12 protein-coding genes are annotated in these 21,395 nt (G+C 32.4%); all 12 read left to right on the top strand.

The window, feature by feature from the left end; translation table 11 throughout:
- Position 1 precedes the first annotated feature (1 nt).
- The 12 genes from dapA (at position 2) to coaE (ending at position 21,324) form a co-directional block, all read left to right on the top strand.
- On the top strand, positions 2-880 hold the full coding sequence (gene dapA / locus ACTF56_RS08815; protein WP_438966531.1) for a 4-hydroxy-tetrahydrodipicolinate synthase: 879 nt from the start codon (positions 2-4) through the stop codon (positions 878-880).
- A gap of 93 nt (positions 881-973) precedes the next feature.
- Complete coding sequence (locus ACTF56_RS08810; protein ID WP_438966530.1) at positions 974-1,795, top strand: outer membrane protein assembly factor BamD; 822 nt, start codon at positions 974-976, stop codon at positions 1,793-1,795.
- 1 nt (position 1,796) lies between these two features.
- Complete coding sequence (locus ACTF56_RS08805) at positions 1,797-2,114, top strand: DNA-directed RNA polymerase subunit omega (protein WP_438966529.1); 318 nt, start codon at positions 1,797-1,799, stop codon at positions 2,112-2,114.
- Positions 2,115-2,122: 8 nt separating this feature from the next.
- The gene (gene coaBC, locus ACTF56_RS08800) at positions 2,123-3,337 is read left to right on the top strand and encodes a bifunctional phosphopantothenoylcysteine decarboxylase/phosphopantothenate--cysteine ligase CoaBC (RefSeq protein WP_438966528.1); all 1,215 of its coding nucleotides are present in this window, start codon (positions 2,123-2,125) and stop codon (positions 3,335-3,337) included.
- A gap of 3 nt (positions 3,338-3,340) precedes the next feature.
- The gene (locus ACTF56_RS08795) at positions 3,341-4,234 is read left to right on the top strand and encodes a DUF4835 family protein (RefSeq protein ID WP_438966527.1); all 894 of its coding nucleotides are present in this window, start codon (positions 3,341-3,343) and stop codon (positions 4,232-4,234) included.
- 52 nt (positions 4,235-4,286) lie between these two features.
- Complete coding sequence (recN, locus tag ACTF56_RS08790; RefSeq protein ID WP_438966526.1) at positions 4,287-5,939, top strand: DNA repair protein RecN; 1,653 nt, start codon at positions 4,287-4,289, stop codon at positions 5,937-5,939.
- Between the two features lie 61 nt (positions 5,940-6,000).
- Positions 6,001-7,188, top strand: coding sequence for an enoyl-ACP reductase FabV (gene fabV, locus ACTF56_RS08785; RefSeq protein WP_438966525.1), 1,188 nt, complete (start codon positions 6,001-6,003; stop codon positions 7,186-7,188).
- Positions 7,189-7,362: 174 nt separating this feature from the next.
- On the top strand, positions 7,363-12,111 hold the full coding sequence (locus ACTF56_RS08780; protein WP_438966524.1) for a fibronectin type III domain-containing protein: 4,749 nt from the start codon (positions 7,363-7,365) through the stop codon (positions 12,109-12,111).
- Positions 12,112-12,221: 110 nt separating this feature from the next.
- On the top strand, positions 12,222-16,895 hold the full coding sequence (locus ACTF56_RS08775) for a fibronectin type III domain-containing protein (protein ID WP_438966523.1): 4,674 nt from the start codon (positions 12,222-12,224) through the stop codon (positions 16,893-16,895).
- Positions 16,896-17,005: 110 nt separating this feature from the next.
- Positions 17,006-19,693 (top strand): T9SS type A sorting domain-containing protein, encoded by a 2,688-nt coding sequence (locus tag ACTF56_RS08770; RefSeq protein ID WP_438966522.1) that lies wholly within the window; start codon positions 17,006-17,008, stop codon positions 19,691-19,693.
- A gap of 58 nt (positions 19,694-19,751) precedes the next feature.
- Positions 19,752-20,744: a glycosyltransferase gene (locus tag ACTF56_RS08765; protein ID WP_438966521.1), complete on the top strand. Its 993-nt coding sequence runs from the start codon at positions 19,752-19,754 to the stop codon at positions 20,742-20,744.
- A 1-nt stretch (position 20,745) separates the two neighbouring features.
- On the top strand, positions 20,746-21,324 hold the full coding sequence (gene coaE, locus ACTF56_RS08760; protein ID WP_438966520.1) for a dephospho-CoA kinase: 579 nt from the start codon (positions 20,746-20,748) through the stop codon (positions 21,322-21,324).
- Positions 21,325-21,395: the final 71 nt, after the last annotated feature.

Raw genomic sequence — 21,395 nt, 5'->3', positions numbered from 1 at the left:
TATGCAAATGTTTGTAGGAACTGGTGTTGCATTAGTAACTCCATTTAAAAAAGATTTTTCTGTAGATACAGAAGCTTTAACTAAAATAGTCAATTTTAACATTGAAGGAGGAGTTGAATATTTAGTAGTTTTAGGAACAACTGCCGAATCGGCTACTTTGTCTTCAGCTGAAAAAGAATTAGTTATAGAAACAATTAAAACAGCCAATGCTGGACGATTGCCATTGGTTTTAGGTGTTGGAGGAAACAATACAGCTAAAGTAATTGAAGAACTTCAAACTAGAGATTTTACTGGTTTTTCGGCAATATTATCAGTTTCTCCATATTACAATAAGCCTACTCAGGAAGGGATTTATCAGCATTTTAAAGCTATTTCGCAAGCATCACCATTGCCTATTATTTTGTACAATGTTCCAGGAAGAACTGCAAGTAACATGCTGCCTTCAACGGTAGTTCGTTTGGCAAATGAGTGTAAAAACGTAATTGCAATTAAAGAAGCAGCAGGTGATATTGTTCAAGCTATGAAGTTAATTCAGCACAAGCCAAGTGATTTTTTAGTGATTTCAGGTGATGATATGGTTACTTTACCCATGGTTTTAGCTGGTGGAGCAGGAGTTATTTCTGTAATTGGTGAAGGATTTCCTAAAGAATTTTCTGAAATGGTTCGTTTTGGTTTGCAAAGAAAAATCAACGAAGCCTACCAATTGCACTACCAATTAGCAGATGCAATTGATATGATATTCGAGCAAGGTAATCCTGCAGGAATCAAAGAAGTCTTTAAATCAAGAGGTTTAGCTGAAAACACAGTACGCTTACCATTAGTAAATGTAAATGAGGATTTAGCCAATCGATTAGAAAAGTTCACAAAAAACTTATCTTAAAAAAGATTTTCAAACTAGATAAATAATGTCTAAATTTGCCGACTACTTTTTAAGGTCTATGAATTTAGAATTTAATAAGTTAAAATATATTTGATGAATAAAATAGTTTACATATTTTTAGTACTAATTACAATAGTTTCTTGTAGTCCATACCAAAAAGCACTTAAAAGTGATGATTCTTCTGAAAAGCTAAAAGAAGCAATGGCATTATACGAAAAAGGAAAATTTGCTAAAGCAATTACCCTTTTTGAACAAATTGCTCCAGCTTATAAAGGAAGACCTCAAGGTGAGCGTATGTTTTATTTTTATGCCATGTCAAATTATAATTTAGGTAAAAAAGTTTCTGCCTATTATGTAACAGCAGCTTATCAATTTGAGAGTTTTGCTGCTGGTTATCCTTTAAGCGATAAAAGAGAAGAAGCCCGATTTTTAGCAGGTGAAAGTTTGTATTATTTGGCCCCAGTGTACTCTTTAGATCAAAATGGAACTAACAAAGCCATTGATAAATTACAACAATTTATTGACAGCTATCCCAAATCAGATTACTTGCCAAAAGCCAATCAATACGTTAAAGATTTAAGAGAGCGTTTAGAAAAGAAGGCTTTTGAAAACGCAAAACAGTTTAATACCATTGCCGAATGGGCTGGTGATTTTAAAGCCCCATTAAAAGCATTAGATAATTTTCTTTCTGATTATCCGGGAACACCTTACAAAGAAGATGCTTTGTTTTATAAATTAGATACAGTTTATAAATATGCAATAAATAGTATTGAATCAAAAAAAGAAGAAAGACTACTGAGTGCTAAAGTCGCTTATGATGCTTTAATAAAATTTAACAGCGAATCTAAATACAAAGAACAAGCTGAAAAAATGTTAAAAAATATAGATAAAGAATTAACGCAATTTTCAAAATAAAATGGATTTAAAGAAAACAACCGCTCCTGTTAATACAATCACTTACAACAAAAATGTAATTGAAGAGCCAACCGGAAATGTGTATGAAGCTATCACAATTATAGCAAAAAGAGCTAATCAAATTAATGCTGATATTAAAAAAGAATTAATTGAAAAGTTAGAAGAATTTGCTACACACAATGATAGTTTAGAAGAAATTTTTGAAAATAAAGAGCAAATCGAAGTTTCAAAATTCTATGAAAAATTACCTAAAGCACATGCTTTAGCTGTTCAAGAATGGCTAGAAGGTAAGATTTATCACAGAGATTCAAATAAATAATAATTAAAATGTCTGTACTAAACGGTAAAAAAGTTTTACTAGGTGTTTCTGGTGGAATTGCCGCTTATAAAACAGCTTCTTTAGTTAGATCTCTCATCAAAGCAGGTGCACATGTACAAGTAGTCATGACACCTGCTTCTAAGGATTTTGTAACTCCATTAACATTATCCACTTTATCCAAAAATCCTGTTTTTTCTGAGTTTTATAATAAAGACGACGAAAATGAACAATGGAATAATCACGTTGAATTAGCTCTTTGGGCTGATTATATTCTAATCGCTCCTGCTACTGCAAATACATTGTCAAAAATGGCTAACGGAGTTTGTGACAACCTTCTTTTAGCTACTTATCTATCTGCAAAATGTCCTGTTTATTTTGCTCCTGCAATGGATTTAGATATGTACAAACACCCAACAACTTTAGACAATTTTAAAAAATTAGAAAGTTATAAAAACATTATGATTCCTGCGGAAAGTGGAGAATTGGCTAGTGGTTTATCTGGAGAAGGAAGAATGGCTGAACCCGAAAATATAGTTTCTTTTCTTGAAAAACATATTTTAGAGGCTTTACCACTTTACGGAAAAAAAATTCTAATTACAGCTGGTCCAACTTATGAAGCCATTGATCCTGTTAGGTTTATAGGAAATCACTCTACTGGAAAAATGGGTTATGATATAGCCAATGAAGCTGCAAATTTAGGTGCAAAAGTGTATTTAGTTTCTGGTCCATCGCATCAAAAAGTTAACAATCGCAGTATTGAATTGATAAAAGTTACTTCTGCTGAAGAAATGTATCAAGCTTGTCATGAAAAATATGCTTTAGTTGATGTAGCTATTGCTGCTGCTGCTGTTGCAGATTATAAACCAAAAAATGTAGCACAACAGAAAATAAAAAAGAGTGATGCTGCGTTCTCTATAGAATTGGAAAAAACAAAAGATATTTTACAGTCTTTAGGAACACAAAAGAAAAATCAATTCTTAATAGGATTTGCTTTAGAAACTGAAAATGAAATTGAAAATGCTAAATTGAAAATTCAGAAAAAAAACCTAAATTTGATTGTTCTAAATTCATTAAATGACAAAGGAGCTGGTTTTGGTCAACCTACCAATAAAGTAACTTTTATTGATAATAATTTTCAAATTGAACCAAAAGAATTGAAATCTAAAGAAGATGTCGCTGTTGATATTGTTGAAAAAATAATATCGCATTTTAAAAATAAATAAAATATGATCAAGAAAATTGCCTTTCTGTTTATTGTTTTTTTATCACTTAACACAAGTATTGCTCAAGAGTTGAATTGTACAGTCACTATTAATTCTGATCGAGTTACCAATGTGAATAAGCAAATATTCATTACCTTACAAAATCAGGTAAGTGATTTTTTGAATAATACCAAATGGACCGATAAAGAGTACAAGCAAAACGAAAAGATAGACTGTTCTTTCTTTTTAAATATTTCAAGTTTTGATTCTAATGATTTTGCTGGAACCTTGCAAATACTATCTTCTAGGACGATTTTTAATTCTAATTATGCTACACCAGTTTTAAACTTAAATGATAATGAAATTGGATTTAGATATATCGAATATGAAAACTTTATTTATGACCCAAACAGTTATACATCCAATTTAGTCTCAATTTTGTCTTTTTATGCCAATCTAATTATTGGAGTTGATAATGATACTTTTCAAGAATTAGGAGGAACAAAACAACTCCAAATAGCCTCTAATATTGTAAATTTTGCTCAATCTGGTGGATATGCTGGTTGGAATCAAACAGGTGTGAAAAATAATAATCGTTATTTTTTGGTTTCAGATATGATTTCCAACACTTTTGAACCTTATAGAAAAGCTATGTACCAATATCATTTAGGTGGATTGGATTTAATGTCTGATGACTTAAAAGCGGCAAAAGAAAAAGTAACACTTGCTATAAAAACACTTTCACAATTGAATAATATACGTCCAAATGCATTATTAACTAGAACTTTTTTTGATGCCAAATCAGATGAAATTGTAAGTATATTTAGTGGTGGACCTGCAACTTCAAACTCAGAATTAATTGCTATTCTTAGCAAAATTTCACCGCTAAATTCTGCCAAATGGGAGAATATTCGTTAGCCTTTTTTTTATCAGTTCTTTTGACTAATTTTGAGGGACTTTAAAAACTCAAATGCTACAATCGCTACACATTAAAAATTTTGCACTTATTGAATCTTTAGAAATTAATTTTTCTTCGGATTTTTCTATTATTACTGGTGAAACTGGTGCCGGAAAATCAATACTTTTAGGCGCTTTAGGGTTGGTTTTGGGTAACAGAGCCGATTTGTCTTCACTAAAAGATAAGGAACAAAAATGCATCATCGAAGCTGTTTTTTCTATTGAAAATTATGCGCTTCAGTCACTTTTTGAAACTTTAGATTTCGATTACGAATCCAAAACCATCATCAGACGTGAAATACTTCCTTCTGGAAAATCAAGAGCTTTTGTAAATGATAGTCCAGTGAACTTGAGTGAATTGCAACAATTAGGTAATTATTTACTGGACATACATTCGCAATACCAAACCAGAGATTTGATTAATGAGGAATATCAAATTGAAATTTTGGATAAAGTAGCACAAAATTCAACCTTAATTTTAGCTTATAAGTCTGAATTAAAAAATTATAAAAAATTACAATCTGATTACAAAAAGATACTTTTAGAAAAAGAAACTTTAGCCAAAGAGCAAGAATATAACTTGTATTTATACAACGAATTAGAAAACGCAAAACTACAACCTGGTATTCAGTTGGAATGGGAGGAAGAAGTTGAAAAGCTTAGTAATATTGAATTTTTGAAAGAAAATTTGAGTAAAATTATTACCGTTTCTAATCAAGAGGAATTGGGTTTGTTTGCTAATTTGAATGAAATTAAAAGCAGTCTTCAAAAGTTAGCAGCTATTTCTCAAGATTTTAAAAACCTTAATGAAAGAATAAATATTAGTATTTTAGAAATTGAAGATATAATCTCTGAAAATGAAAAATTAGCCGAAAATCTGATTGATGATCCAGAAAAATTAGAAAAGTTAAATAATAAATTGCAAACTATTTATGATTTGCAAAAAAAGCATCAAGTAAATTCAGTAGAAGATTTGATTCAGATACAGAATGATTTGGAGCAAAAAGTCATCAAGTTTGATGATATTGACACATTAATTAATAATATGGAAGTATTGATTAATGAATCAAAAAATATTTTGGATGCAAAAGCCAATGAAATCCATATTTCTAGAGTCAAAGCATCGGAAGTATTTATAAATGAAATTACTGAAATTATAATTCAATTAGGAATGCCAAATGTTCAGTTTTTATTTCAAATTGACGCTACCGAAAATTATTTTACCTCTGGAAAAGATATGGTAAGTTTATTGTTTTCTGCAAACAAAGGATCCAATTTAGAGCCCATTAAAAAAGTAGCTTCAGGTGGAGAGATGTCACGCATTATGTTGGCTATTAAATCGGTTTTAACACAATATTCTAAATTGCCTACTATACTTTTTGATGAGATAGATACTGGTGTTTCAGGAGAAATAGCCTTAAAAATGGCAGAAATCATGAAACTTATGAGTAAAAAGATGCAAGTTTTTGCTATAACGCATTTGCCTCAAATTGCTTCCAAAGGCAACAATCATTTTAAAGTGTTTAAGACCTCTTCCGATAATGATACTATCTCAGAAATTGTGCTTCTATCAGAAGAAGAGCGTATTATTGAAATTGCAGAAATGTTATCAGGTAAAAATATTTCAGAATCAGCCATCAATCATGCAAAGGCTTTGTTGAACTAATTTTTACTACTATATTTGTTAATCTAAACTAAAAATAAAATCAATTTTAAATCAAACTAAAATGATAATAGAACCAAGAATGCGAGGATTTATTTGTTTAACAGCTCATCCAAAAGGTTGTGAACAAAGTGTAAAAAATCAAATAGAATACGTAAAATCCAAAGGAAAAATAGAAGGTGCCAAAAAAGTTTTAGTCATTGGCTCTTCTACAGGTTTTGGCTTGGCTTCAAGAATAACAAGTGCTTTTGGATGTGATGCAGCAACAATAGGAGTTTTCTTTGAAAAACCACCGCAAGAAGGAAAAACAGCTTCTCCAGGTTGGTACAATTCAGCTGCTTTTGAACAAGAAGCAACAAAGGCGGGTTTATATGCAAAAAGTATCAATGGAGATGCTTTTTCAAATGAAGTGAAACAACAAACTTTAGATTTAATTAAAGCCGATTTAGGCAAGATAGATTTAGTAATTTATAGTCTAGCTTCCCCAGTTAGAATGCATCCTGAAACTGGAGTTTTGCATCGTTCAACTTTAAAACCTATTGGAGCTACTTTCACTAATAAAACAGTAGATTTTCATACAGGTAAAGTTTCACAAGTAACAATAGAACCTGCTAATCAAGAAGATATTGATAACACTGTTGTGGTTATGGGTGGAGAGGATTGGGCCATGTGGATGGAAGCTTTGAAAAAAGAAAATTTATTAGCCGATAATGCCATGACTTTAGCTTATTCGTACATAGGACCAGCAGTTACTGAGCCCGTTTATAGAAAAGGAACTATTGGTAGAGCCAAAGATCATTTAGAAGCAACAGCTTTTTCTATTACAGATAGTTTAAAAGAAATAGGAGGTAAGGCCTATGTTTCGGTTAATAAAGCATTAGTTACTCAAGCAAGTTCAGCAATTCCTGTAATACCTTTATATATATCTTTATTATACAAAATCATGAAAGCAGAAGGAATTCATGAAGGATGTATTGAACAAATGCAACGTTTGTATAGTGAACGACTTTATAATGATTCAGAAATTCCTTTAGATGATAAGGGTAGAATTAGAATAGATGATTGGGAAATGCGTGCCGATGTTCAAGAAAAAATCGCCAAACTTTGGGAAGAATCTACCACAGAAAATTTAATTGAATTAGGAGATTTAGAAGGTTATAAACAAGATTTCCTAAATTTATTTGGTTTCGGATTTAAAGAAGTAGATTATTTAACTGACACTAATGAAATGATTGGTGTACCAAGTATATAAATTGAACAAAAAATCATATTTGTAAGAAGAAGCGTATTAACGCTTCTTTTTTTTGTTACAAATGCAACATTTATGTAATTAAGTGTGATATATTGATTATGTTAAAAAAATATTAATATTTAATTAAATTATTTGTAATATATTTATCATCACAAACATTAAAAAACTATTTAAATGAAAAAAATTACTTTATTAATTTTACTTTTATTTTCTGTTTTTGAGCTGAATGCTCAAATCTGGACAATAAATTCGTGTTCTAACCTTGGTTCCACAACTTATGGACCAATGTACAGCACAGCTACTGCAAATGCAAACAATAGGACTGCAGTTATTTATCCATCAAGTCAATTAGTTACTTTGGCAGGACAAACTTTAAATTCTATTTATTTTAATAGAACTAGTACAACTGGTACAATGGCTGGAACTCCCAATTTTAAAGTCTACATGAAAGAAGTTTCTGAAACTGACTTTGGATCAACCGCTTTAGATTGGACTACTGGAATTACAGGTGCTACACTTGTTTACGATTCCAATCCAGCTGCAGCAGTTGGAACAGATGTAGGTTGGAAAGAATTTGAATTTACTACCAACTTTTTGTATTCTGGAACTCAAAATTTAGCAGTTTTTTATGAGTATGTAAATACAACTGCAAGTTCATCAATTTCTTGGAGTTATGAGTATACGGCTCCATGTTCGGATATTTCAAATAGTAATACAACTAAATACAATAACAATACTACAGGTACTTTAGCAGCTTCTTTATCAAGTACCAATTATAGAAGACCATTAATTGGCTTTGATTTTGTAGTAACATGTCCAGCACCTTTAGCGTTAACAGTTTCAAACATTACTACAAATAGTGCAAATGTAAGTTGGTCTCAAGGTGGTACAGAAACCGCATGGGAATATGCTATTCAACCAGCAGGAACAGGTATTCCTTCAAGTCCAATTTCTACAACATCTACTACTGTAAATCCAACTACTTTAATGTCTAACACCAATTACGAAATTTATGTTAGATCCAATTGTGGTGGTACTGATGGAGATAGTTATTGGATAGGTCCAGTGAATTTTAAAACATTATGTGATGATGTGGCAGCATTTGTAGAAAATTTTGATGCTTGGCCAACAGGTTCAGCAGCTGGTATGCCAGACTGTTGGAGTAAATTAGGAACTGGAAATACTTATTTAACTACAGCCAGTAACACACCAATGTCAGCACCCAATAGATTGTATATGAATATTTCTGCAACAACAGATGTGTATGCAGTAATGCCTCCAGTATCTAACTTACAAGCAAATACGCATAGGTTGAGATTTAAGGTTTATTGTACAACAGCAAATAAAACATTAAGAGTAGGGTATTTTACCGATGCTACGGATTCTTCAACTTTTGTAGAATTACAAAGTTTTACTATGCCAAGTACAACTTTAGCAAGTACTTTAGAATTTGAAGTTGTACCTACAACTGTTCCATCAGGAGTAAATCAATTAGTATTTAGTATAACACCAGGTACTTCAACAACTGCGTATATTGATGATGTTAAATGGGAATTAAATTCATCATGTGTAGAACCAAACACTTTAACTGCTTCTTTTATTACTAACAACTCTGCTACATTAGGTTGGACTCCAGGTGGGACAGAAACATTATGGGATATTCAATATGGAGAGCCTAATTTTGCTTTAGGGTCTGGTACATTTGTTAATGATGTTAATTCAAATCCATATTTACTAAGTGGTTTATTAGGCAATACGTCTTACCAGTATTATGTTAGAACGAAATGTTCTGGAAGTAACAGTTCTTGGTCTGGTCCTTATACATTTAAAACCCAATGTGATTATGTTACAGAATTCGTAGAAAATTTTGATAGTTATCCAACGGGAACAACAAGTTTGCCTGATTGTTGGGCTAGAGGTGGTACTTCAACATCAACGTATATCACTACAGGTGGAGCAGCTCCTATGTCTCCTGCAAATAGATTATATATGTTTGCTAGCGGAACAACACCTACTGAAGGGTATGCAATATTACCTGGTGTTTCAAATTTAGCAGCAAATACACACAGATTAAAATTTAAAGCATATGCAACTGTAGCAGGTAGAACTTTAGAGGTTGGGTATTTAACCGATCCATCTGATGTTGCAACATTTATTCAATTGCAAGAAATAACACTACCTGGAACTGCCTTAGCTTCTACTGAGGAATTTACAATAGTACCTGGTGCTTTACCAGCTGGGATTTATCATTTGTGTATCAAAAACCCAGGATTTCCATCAGCATCTACAACTGCATATATTGATGATGTAAAATGGGAAGCTATTCCAACTTGTGTGGAACCTAATACTTTAACTTCAAATTTAATAACAAATAATACTGCTCAAATTAATTGGGTAGAAGGGAACACTGCAACTGCATGGGAAATTGAATATGGACCTGTTGGTTTCGTACAGGGTTCTGTTGATGGAACTATTGTTGCTGCTCCAACAAATCCTTTTACATTAACAACTTTACTAGCAAATACTAGTTATGATTATTATGTAAGAGCAGTTTGTAGTACTTCAGATTCTAGTCCATGGACGGGTCCATCAACATTTAAAACATTATGTGATGATGTAACAGAATTTTATGAACCTTTTGAAGGATATGCAACAGGATCAGCAAATCCTTTAGCGGACTGTTGGAATAAAGGTGGAAATGGATTAGTTTATTTAACAACGGGTTCAGTAGCACCAATGTCACCTACAATACGTTTATATATGACTGCAAGTGGAACAGCTACTGTACCAACTCAGTCTTATGCAATTTTACCTTCAGTATCTAATTTACAAGCGAACACACATAGACTTAAGTTTTTTGCCTATGCCACTGCAATAGATAGAACTTTAGAAGTGGGTTATTTGACTGATGCATCAGATGTTAATACTTTTGTACAGTTACAAGAAATTAATTTACCTAGTACTGTTGCTGCTAATGCAATTGAATTTACTATTGTTCCTGGAGCCTTACCTGCTGGTGTTAAAAATTTATGTATTAAAAATCCTGGATTTCCAACAGGTTCAACTACAGCATATTTAGATGATTTTAGATGGGAAGCTATACCAGCATGTCCTGAACCTATTTCATTAGTGGCTGGAAATGTATTAACTTCAAGTGTTGATTTGAGTTGGACAGAATTAGGTACAGCAACTGCATGGAATATTGAATATGGTTTACCTGGATTTATCCAAGGTTCAGGTACTTTAGTTTCAGGAGTTACTACAAATAACCCTTACACGTTATCAAGTTTAACACCTGCTACAACATATGAAGTTTACGTTCAATCTGATTGTGGAGGTATTTCAGGTACAAGTCCGTGGATTGGACCTATCACTTTTACAACTAGTTGTGTTGCATTTGTGGCTCCATACACTGAAAATTTTGATAGTTTAGCATTAGTTTCTCCTTATACAGATTTACCTAACTGTTGGGAATCACAAGTTGGTCCTGATTTTTGGGACGTAACAAATGATGCAATAAATACAGGGCATACCTATTTACCTAATTATGGTGATCATACAACAGGAACTGCAAATTACATGTGGATTGATTCTTCATCGGATATTTTAGCAAACGAAATGGTTACTCCATTAATTGATATGAGTGCTTTAACAAATCCAGTTGCGGGATTCTGGTTTGCTTCAAATAATGTAACCAATACAATAAATCATTCTATTGCTTTAGACGTTTGGGATGGTGCTGCATGGTTAAATATTCAAACCCTTACTGGAAACTTTACTGGATGGGTTAAAGTTTCTGCTTCTGTTCCTTCGACTGTGCCAACTATTACTAAATTCAGAATTTATGCTATTGCAAATCCAAATGGTACTACTTCAGATTATTTTTATAATGATTTAGGTGTAGACGATTTCTTTGTTGAAGAAGCTCCTGCTAATGCTCCTGTATGTGCAACAAATATTTTAGCAACTCCAGATGCATCATGTGGAAATGAACCAACAGTATTAAGTTGGGATGCTACTCCATTAGCAGATGGATATTATATTACAATAGGTACCACTGCTGGAGCTAACAATGTACTAGATAATTTTGATCTAGCAAGCGCTTTAACCTATTCATTTGTAGGTACTATTAATACAACATATTATTATACTATAACACCATACAATTCAGTTGGTTTAGCTACAAATTGTGTAGAGCAAAGTTTTACAACTGCTGTTAATGGCTGTTATTGTTTTCCTACAGGAACAAGTAGTTTATCTTATGTTGACAACTTTTCAACTACTTTAGCATCCACAAACATTACTAATAATGCTTCTGGATTTTCAACAGGAAATTATGGTGATTTTACAAATTTGAGTTTAACATTGGGATCAACTCAAAGTTTTGATTTTAATGTTGGTATTGTTGGAGCTACTGTTGGATGTGCAATTTGGATTGACTGGGATAATGATTTAAGTTTTGATTTATCAGATATGGTATATTCAACTACATCTTATGGTAGTGGTCCATTTACAGGTTCTATAACTATTCCTGCAACGACTGCAAACGGAAATTATAGAATGCGTGTGTTGATTGATTATAATGATTCAAATCCAGGAAATGATGATGCATGTAGTTTTTCTTCTGGTAGAGGAGAAGCTGAAGATTATATAATAACTGTGGATAACACTTTAAGCACTAATAGTTTTGATGATGCAAACTTTGTATTTTACCCAAATCCAGTAAATGATATATTAAACATATTTCATACGTCAGAAATTTCTTCTATTTCTGTTGTTAATTTGATAGGTCAAAGTATAATGCTTCAAGAAATTAATTCAAATAACTACCAATTAGATATGTCGAGTTTGAATACTGGAGTTTATTTAGTAAAAGTTAAAGCCAATAATACTGAGAAAACTATAAAAATTACCAAGCAGTAAAATGTTTAAATGTTAATTTTTAAAATTTTAAGCTACTCTTAACCGAGTAGCTTTTTTTTTGAAAATTATATTCCTATATTAGCACTTTATTAACAAACAAATAACTTATTATGAAAAAAATTACTTTATTGTTTATTGCTATGCTTTCGTTTTGGCAAATAAACGCACAAGTAAGTTCGTATTCGTTTGTTGCAGGTACTAGTGGAGTATTAGATCCAATGGCATCTTCAACACAATTGGTAGCTTCAGCTTCAGATGATGGAGTTTCACCAGTTACGAATATTGGATTTACCTTTAATTACGCCGGAGTAGATTACACAGAGTTCTCTGCAAATGCTAATGGTAACCTTAGATTAGGTGCTACAGCTGTTACAAGTCAGTGGACAAATACTGCAGCAAATGCAGCAACTACTTCTCCTGTGATCATGACATATTGGGATGATTTAGCAACAGGTTCTGGCAAAGTACATTATGTATTAACTGGAACTGCTCCTAACAGAAAATTAATTGTAGAATGGTTTGTTACAGTACCTAGAAATACCAATACAGGCGCTGTAGCTAACGCTAAATTTCAATGTATTTTAAATGAAACTACAAATGTTATTGAATTTGTATATGGAACAGGTTTAGTTTTAAATTCTGATTTTAGTGGGTATACAATTGGTTTAGCAACTTCTGCAACTTTGTTTACTAATGTTGATGCTTCTACAAATACAGTTTCTCAATCTGTTTTTAAAACAGACAATACTGTTGCAATACCAGAAGGTACAACTTATACTTGGACACCTCCAACTTGTCCTGGTTCAACTGGTTTAACAACAACTGATATTACAGCCAACTCTGCAACTGTTACATGGACACCTCCAAGTAGTGTTCCTGCAAACGGTTATGAATATGTTGTTTCATCTTCTGCAACTGCTCCAACAGGTTCTGGTACTCCAGAAGCTACAAATTCAGTTTCTGTAAGTTCATTGACTTCCAATACTGTTTATTATGTATATGTACGTTCAGTATGTGGAAATGATTTTGGAAATTGGGTTTCAGTAGGTACATTTAAAACATTATGTGATCCTCTTGACTCATTTGTAGTTAATTTTGAAGGTTTACCAACAGGAACAGGTAATTTACCTGATTGTTGGGAAAGAGCAGGAACTTCAACGGATGTTTACACAACTACTGGTTCCGTGGCTCCAATGTCACCAGCTAACAGGTTATATATGAATATTGGTACTACTACAACAGCTTTTGCACTGTTACCAAATGTATCAAATTTACAAGCGGATACGCATAGATTAAGATTCAAAGCTTATGCAACTTCTGCAAATAAATCTATAGATGTTGGTTATTTTACTGATCCTTCAGATGTATCTACATTTGTAGCAATTCAAAACGTAGCATTACCCTCAACTACAGCAGACACTGCTACTGAATTTTCAATAGTTCCAACTGCTATTCCTGTTGGAGTTACTAGGTTGGTATTAAGTTTAGTAAATACATCTGCATTTACAACAGCTTATGTTGATGATGTTAAATGGGAAGTTAACTCATTATGTGCTGAACCAAATACATTAACTGCAACAAATATAACTAATGTTGATGCATTATTAGGATGGGTTAATGGTGGAACGGCTTCTGAATTTGAAATTCAATATGGAGTTCCAAACTTTGTTTTGGGTACAGGAACTTCTGTTGCTGGAATCATGACTAATTCTTACACATTGGGTGGATTAACGGCAAATACATCTTATTCATATTATGTAAGAGGTGTTTGTGCTGGTCCTGAAAATAGTTCTTGGGCTGGTCCATTTACTTTCAAAACACAATGTGATGATGTAACTGATTTCTTTGAAAACTTTGATTCATATACAACAAATTTTTCATCTACAATGCCAGATTGTTGGTCTAGAGGTGGAACTTCTACTTCAACATATATTACTACAGGTTCAGCTGCTCCAATGTCTGCATCTAACAGATTATATATGTTTGCAAGTGGAACAACACCAACCGAAGGTTATGCTATTTTGCCTCCAGTTTCTAACTTAGCTGCTGGAACCCATAGACTTAAATTTAAAGCCTATGCTACTGCAATTGATAGAATTATACAAATTGGATATTTAACAGATGCTGCTGATGTAACTACCTTTGTTCAATTAGAAGAAGTTTTATTACCAAGTGCTAACCTTGCTAGTACACAAGAAATTATTGTAATACCTGCTGGTGTTCCTACTGGTGTCAGAAACTTAGCAATATTAAACCCAGGATATCCAGGATCTTCAACTACAGCTTATATTGATGATGTTGCTTGGGAACCAATTCCAGATTGTGCTAATCCAACATTAGTAAATGCAACTGCTGTAACAAGTAATTCTGCTGTTATTGGTTGGACTGGAAATGCTTCAGATGTTACTTGGGAAATTGAATATGGTGCACCAGGATTTACATTAGGTGCTGGAACAATTGTACCTGCATCTACAAATCCGTTTACTTTAACATCTTTAACACCTGAAACAGCGTATCAGTTTTATGTAAGAGCCGTTTGTGCTTCATCAACAAGTACTTCCTCTTTATCAGGCAGTTTTACAACTGCATGTGCTGCTGTAACTCCAGATTATACTCAAGATTTTGCTACTTTCCCTCCAAACTGTTGGAATAGATCAGACGCAGGAACACCAGCAACTGGTCCGACAGGTTCAGGTACAGGGATTTGGTTTGCGGATGGATTCTTAAATTCAGGTTCAACAGGAGCTGTAAAAGTTAATTTATATACTACTGGTAGAAATGCTTGGTTAATATCTCCGTTTATTGATTTAACAGGAGGTGGTTTCAGAGTTAGATATGACGTTGGTGCAACTACTTGGGGAGGTACTGCTACTACAACAATGGGTAGTGATGATCAAGTTGTGTTTCTAATGTCGATTGACGGTGGAGCAACTTGGACTTCTATGGAAACATACGATACCACAAATACACCAACAAACACATCTACAACAAAAGTTTATGATATAGCTGCACAAACTTCTGCAACTACTTTGTTTGCTTTTTATGCAACTGATGGTACTACAGATGATGCTCCTGATTATGATTTCTTTATAGATAATTTCGTAGTTGAAACTCCTCCAGCTGCGGCTCCAGGTTGTGCTACTAATATTGTGGCTACACCAGACGCTTCATGTGGAAACTTCCCATTCAGTATTTCTTGGGATCCTACGCCAACAGCTACAGGTTATAAAATTTCTGTTGGTACTACTATGGGTGGTACAGATATTGAAAATGATTTGGATTTAGGTTTAACTACTTCTTACTCTTATGCTACTCCAAATGTTAATACAACATACTATTACACAGTAAAACCATACAATACTGTTGGAGATGCTACTGGATGTGTTGAACAATCATTATTAACTGTAGCAACAGGATGTTATTGTCCTTCTGAACCAGGTTCTGTTGATGGAACAGGAATTACTAACGTTCAAATGGGAGCTATTGATGTTCCAATTTCTGTAACTGCGGCACCTTACTATTCAAATCAAACGGCTACAGTTTATAATATGAATCAAGGAATTTCAAACAATGTAAAAATATCTTTCAATACTTCTATATTTGATTATAATACTTATATCTATGTAGATTTGAATGATAACTTTACTTTTGAAGCTTCAGAGTTATTATTTACAGGGGTATCATCAAGTACAAGTCCTAATGTTTATGATGCATCATTTGTTATGCCTGCTACTGCACCATTAGGAAATCACAGAATGAGAATTGTAACAGCTGATTTTATGCCAGTTGGTAATGAGGATCCATGTTATAGTGGTTCTTACGGATTTACTGTAGATTTTACTATTAACGTTCAAGTTCCTTCTTGTACTCCAGGGGCTGCAACTGCAACTTTATCTCCAGATTGTGCTAATGGTCAATTCTATGTTGATATTGATGTAACTGCTTTAGGAAGTGGAACTCCTTCTATTTCTGATGGGACAGTTTCAACTCCAATCACAGCAACAGGAATGGTACAGGTTGGTCCATTTGCTAATGGTTCGTCGGTTACTTTAACTTTGTTACATGGTACAGATCCAGTTTGTGATTTAGGTTTAGGTACTTTTGATTACACTTGTCCTCCAGCTAATGATGACTGTACTAATGCAACACCTTTAACTGTTGGTGGAGTATTTAATGATAACGCTGTTACATCTACTAATCTTGCAGCAACTAATTCTAATCCTCCAGCTCCTGGATGTGCGTCTTTCTCAGGTGGCGATGTTTGGTTCTCTGTTGTTGTACCAGCTTCTGGTTCACTAACTATTGATACAAATACAGTATCTGGAAGTTTTACAGATTCTGGAATGGCAGTATACAGTGGAACTTGTACTGCATTAACTTTAGTTGAATGTGATGATGATGATTCTGATAATGGTGCCATGTCAAAAGTTGTTTTATCTGCTCAAACTCCAGGTGCAACTTTATATGTAAATGTTTGGAAATATAATGGTGGAACAGGTGGAGAATTTGTTGTTTCTGCTTTTGATGCTTCATTATCAAACGACACTTTCGATAACGCAAGTTTTGTTGCTTATCCAAATCCAGTTAAAGATGTATTAAATTTATCTTATTCTTCAGAAATGTCTTCTGCTAATGTAATTAATTTACTTGGTCAAGTTGTTCTTTCAAAAGAATTAAATAATACTAATGCTCAATTAGATTTAACAAGTTTACAAGCTGGAACTTATTTAGTTCAAGTAGCTGTTGACAATCAAGTTAAGACTATCAAAATTGTTAAACAATAATTTTAGATATAGTTGTTAACATAAAATTTTTAATTAAAAGGCTACTCATTTGAGTAGCCTTTTTTTATTTAGAAATTAGTTTTACATTTGTTTCATATAAAATATTAATAATGAAAAAAATTACGCCCCTAATTTTATTTTTCATGTGTATAGTTGTGAATTCTCAGGTAACTATTTCGGAAAGTTTTGATTCTTCAACTTCTTTACCATCTGGTTGGTTGGCAAGTCGTTTTTCAGGCACTTCAATTCAGTCATGTAATGGTAATTCCTTTAGAACTAATTTGCGTTCAGGAACCACTACCTCTTCAGGTTGGTTGTCAACTCCAAACTTCACAAATGTTTCTAGTGGTAATAATTTAGTAGTAACCTTTGATTATAAGATAATTAATTACTTCACAGGTTCCAACCCAACAATAGTTCCTACATCATTAGGATGGGGAAACATACAAGTTCAAATTTCTCAAGATAATGGAGTAAACTGGACTACAGTTTATACCGTTGATCACTCAAATCATATCACTAGTATAAATTGCACAAATAAGTCATTTACTATAAATTCTTCATTACTACCTAACGGTTCAGATTTTAAAATGAGATTTCTAGGAACATGGAATTCGGGAGATTATTATATTTATATTGATAACGTTAATGCTTCTCAATCTTCAGCAGCACCAAATTGTAACACTATACTTTCAATTCCTGCCAATAACGCTTCTAATGTTAGTGTAACCTCTGATCTAAACTGGACAGCAGCTACTGGTTTTCCTACAGGTTATAATTTAACAATTGGAACAACTCCATCAGGAACTAATGTTCTAAATAATCAAAATGTAGGAAATGTTACTTCATACGATTTACCTCAATTATTATTTAATACTACCTACTACGTAACCATTATTCCTTACAACGGAAATGGAACTGCAACTGGATGTTCGCAATATAGTTTTACAACTATAGCAGCACCTCCAATTGGTAATGTTTGTGAAAATCCAATAATTATTTCATCACTACCTTTTTCAACAACTAATAATACTTCTAATTTTGGTGATGATTATAGTGGAGGACAAGGAACAAATTGTGGGAGTAATACTCAGTTTTATTTAGACGGAGATGATGTTGTTTATAAATATTCAGCTACATTTACAGGTAATATTAATATAAAACTAACCCCATCAACAACTGCAGATGTTTATTCTGGTATTTTTGTGTATGGAAGTTGTTCAGATATAGGAACAAATTGTTTAGCTGGTGTAGCAAATGGAACGGCAAATATTCGTGAAATTAATTCGTTTTCAGTAACTTCGGGTGAAGATTACTTTATTGTAATTTCTTCATACGCTCCTCCTCAATCAATTGGTTATACTTTGAATATAGTTGAGAATACTTGTACTAATCCGACGGCTAATTTTTCGGTAATTCCAAACTGTGTGGCAGGAAATCAATTTTTTGTTAATACAGAAATTACTAATTTTGGAACAGCTTCATCTGTAACAGTTTCCGATAATTTTGGAAGTACACCAGTCGTTTTAAATACAACAAGTAATGTACAATTTGGTCCATTTCAAAATAACAATTCTGTAATTATTACAATTCAAAATAATCAAGATTCAAATTGCACCTTAAATAGTTCTTTCATTACACAACAATACTGTCCACCTTCTAATGATGAATGTACTGGAGCAATAAATTTAGCAATAGGGAGTAATTTTAATTCCAATTTGATAGTTTCAACAAATCAAGGAGCTTTGATTTCTTCAATACCAAACCCGTCTTGTGGAGGTTCTGTTTTTAAAGATGTTTGGTATAATACAGTGGTTCCCAATTCAGGAAATATTACTATTGAAATTAATCAAGAACCTGGTGGTTTAACCGATACGGCACTTCAATTATATTCAGGTAATTGTTCAAATTTAGAAGCACTACAATGTGGAGATAATGAGAGTTCAAGTTCGGGTCATCCACTAGTAACTTTAACAGGGAGAACTCCAGGCGAAGTAATTTACATTCGAGTTTGGGATTTTAGTGGTAATAATGAAAATTTATTCAGAATTTCAGCTTATGATTGTTCACTTGGAACTTCTGCACCAACAGGTTCAGCAACACAGAGTTTTTGTTCAGGAGCTACAGTTGCGTCACTCTCAGCTACTGGAACATCTCTAAAATGGTATTCGGCAGCAACAGGAGGAACACTTTTAACAGGAACAACTGCATTAGTCAATGGAACAAGTTATTATGCTTCTCAAACTATTTCAGGATGTGAAAGTAATTCAAGATTACAAGTTACAGCGACCATAAATCCTAATTCACCAACACCCACAGGTTTTTCTTCTCAATCTTTTCCTGTGCAAAATGCTTCAAATGCAGTTATTGAAAGTATTCAAATAAATCCAACCAACGTTACTTGGTATGCAACATTTTCTAATGCTTTAAACGGAATTAATCCTTTACCTTCTGGTACAGTGCTCGTTAACGGAGCTACATATTATGCTGTGAATTTTGCTACAGGTTGTAAAAGTTCTCCTTTTGCAGTTACAGTTATGGTTAATTTGGGCAATGATGAATTTGAATTTAATGAATTGAACTATTTTCCTAATCCAGTTACAGATTATTTTTATATTGAAAATAGCAGTTTAATTACTAGTTTAAAGGTGATTAATTTACTAGGTCAAGATATATTCAATGTTTCTTTAAACAATTATATTACGTCTGTTGATTTATCAACTTTAGAAAAAGGAACTTATTTTGTAGTGCTGAATTCCGATGAAAAGACTAAAATATTTCCAATAATAAAAAACTAAAAACAAGAAACCATTCCTAACCGAATGGTTTTTTTATAAATAGAAGTATCTTTGTAGTATGAAGTTTTCATTTATTATACCAGTATTTAATAGGCCAGATGAAATTTTGGAATTATTAAATAGTCTTCAAAATCAAACTCAAAAGGATTTTGAGGTTGTAATTATTGAAGATGGTTCCAATTTAAAATCAGATGCAATTGTGAAAGATTTTTCAACGGAACTATCTATTTTATACCTTGAAAAAGAAAATTCTGGTCCAGGTGATTCAAGAAATTTTGGTATGAAAAATGCTTCAGGCAATTATTTTATTATTTTAGATTCTGATTGTATTTTACCCAAGGATTATTTTGAAAACGTAATAATTCAACTAGAGCATGATTTTGTTGACTGTTTTGGAGGTTCTGATAGTGCTTTAAATTCTTTTTCAGAGATTCAAAAAGCCATAAACTACAGCATGACTTCATTTTTAACCACTGGCGGTATTAGAGGTGGAAGTGAAAAACTAGATAAATTTCAACCTCGAAGTTTCAATATGGGACTTTCTAAAAAGGCTTTTGAAGCTACAAACGGATTTGGAAATATTCATCCTGGTGAAGATCCAGATTTGTCCATGAGATTATGGAGACTTGGATTTAAAACTAAATTATACAATAAAACGTATGTATATCATAAGCGTAGAATTGATTGGAAGAAATTTTATATACAAGTCAACAAATTTGGTAAAGCAAGACCAATTTTAGATTCTTGGTTTCCTGAATATGTTAAGCTAACCTTTTGGTTTCCAACATTGTTTTTAGGTTATGTTGTGTTTACATTAGGTTTGTTTTTTATGGAAATTTATATGCCTTTCCTTTTTTTAAGTTTCTATCTGTTAGTGGTTTTTTTAGATAGTACTTTTAAAAACAAAAGTTTAAAAATTGGAGTGTTAACATTATGGGCACTTTTGATTCAGTTTTACGGATATGGAATTGGTTTTATAAAGTCATTTATCAAGATTAGAATTTTAAAAAGAGAACCTAAAAAGGCGTTTCCTGAATTATTTTTTAAATAAGATGACAAAAATTATAGGCTTAACAGGTGGAATCGGAAGTGGAAAAACAACCGTTGCAAATTATTTTGAACAACAAAACATTCCAGTTTATGTTGCTGATGATGAAGCTAGAAAGATTACCAATTCAAAAAACGTTTTAAAAAAAATTGTTGCTGTTTTTGGAAGTGAAGTTCTTGAACATAATGTTTTGAATAGAAAAAAAATGGGAGAAATTGTCTTTAATGATAAAGATAAATTAAATCAACTTAATGCAATAATCCATCCTGAAGTAAAAAAACATTTTAAAAAGTGGCTTAAAAGTAAGATAGATTACCAATATGTAATAAAAGAATCTGCAATTTTGTTTGAATCTAAGACCAATTTAGACTGTGATTTAATAATTTTGGTAACTGCCCCTTTAGAATTAAGGATTGAAAGAACAATGAAAAGGGATAATTGTGATAGAGAATCGGTTTTGCAACGCATTAAAAATCAAATTTCTGAAGATGAAAAAGCCCAAAAAAGTGATTTTATCATCAACAATATAAATTTAAATGACACGTTTAATCAAGTAGATATTCTGTTAAAAAAATTAATTTAATTTATTTTGAGTCTTAATTGTTAATGTTTGGTTAATATATATTTAATAAATATGTTAAAATACTAATTTTG

The sequence above is a fragment of the Flavobacterium sp. genome (genome assembly GCF_965657075.1).
In the GTDB taxonomy this organism is placed as follows: Bacteria; Bacteroidota; Bacteroidia; order Flavobacteriales; family Flavobacteriaceae; genus Flavobacterium.
This window is presented reverse-complemented; position numbering and strand designations above follow the sequence as displayed.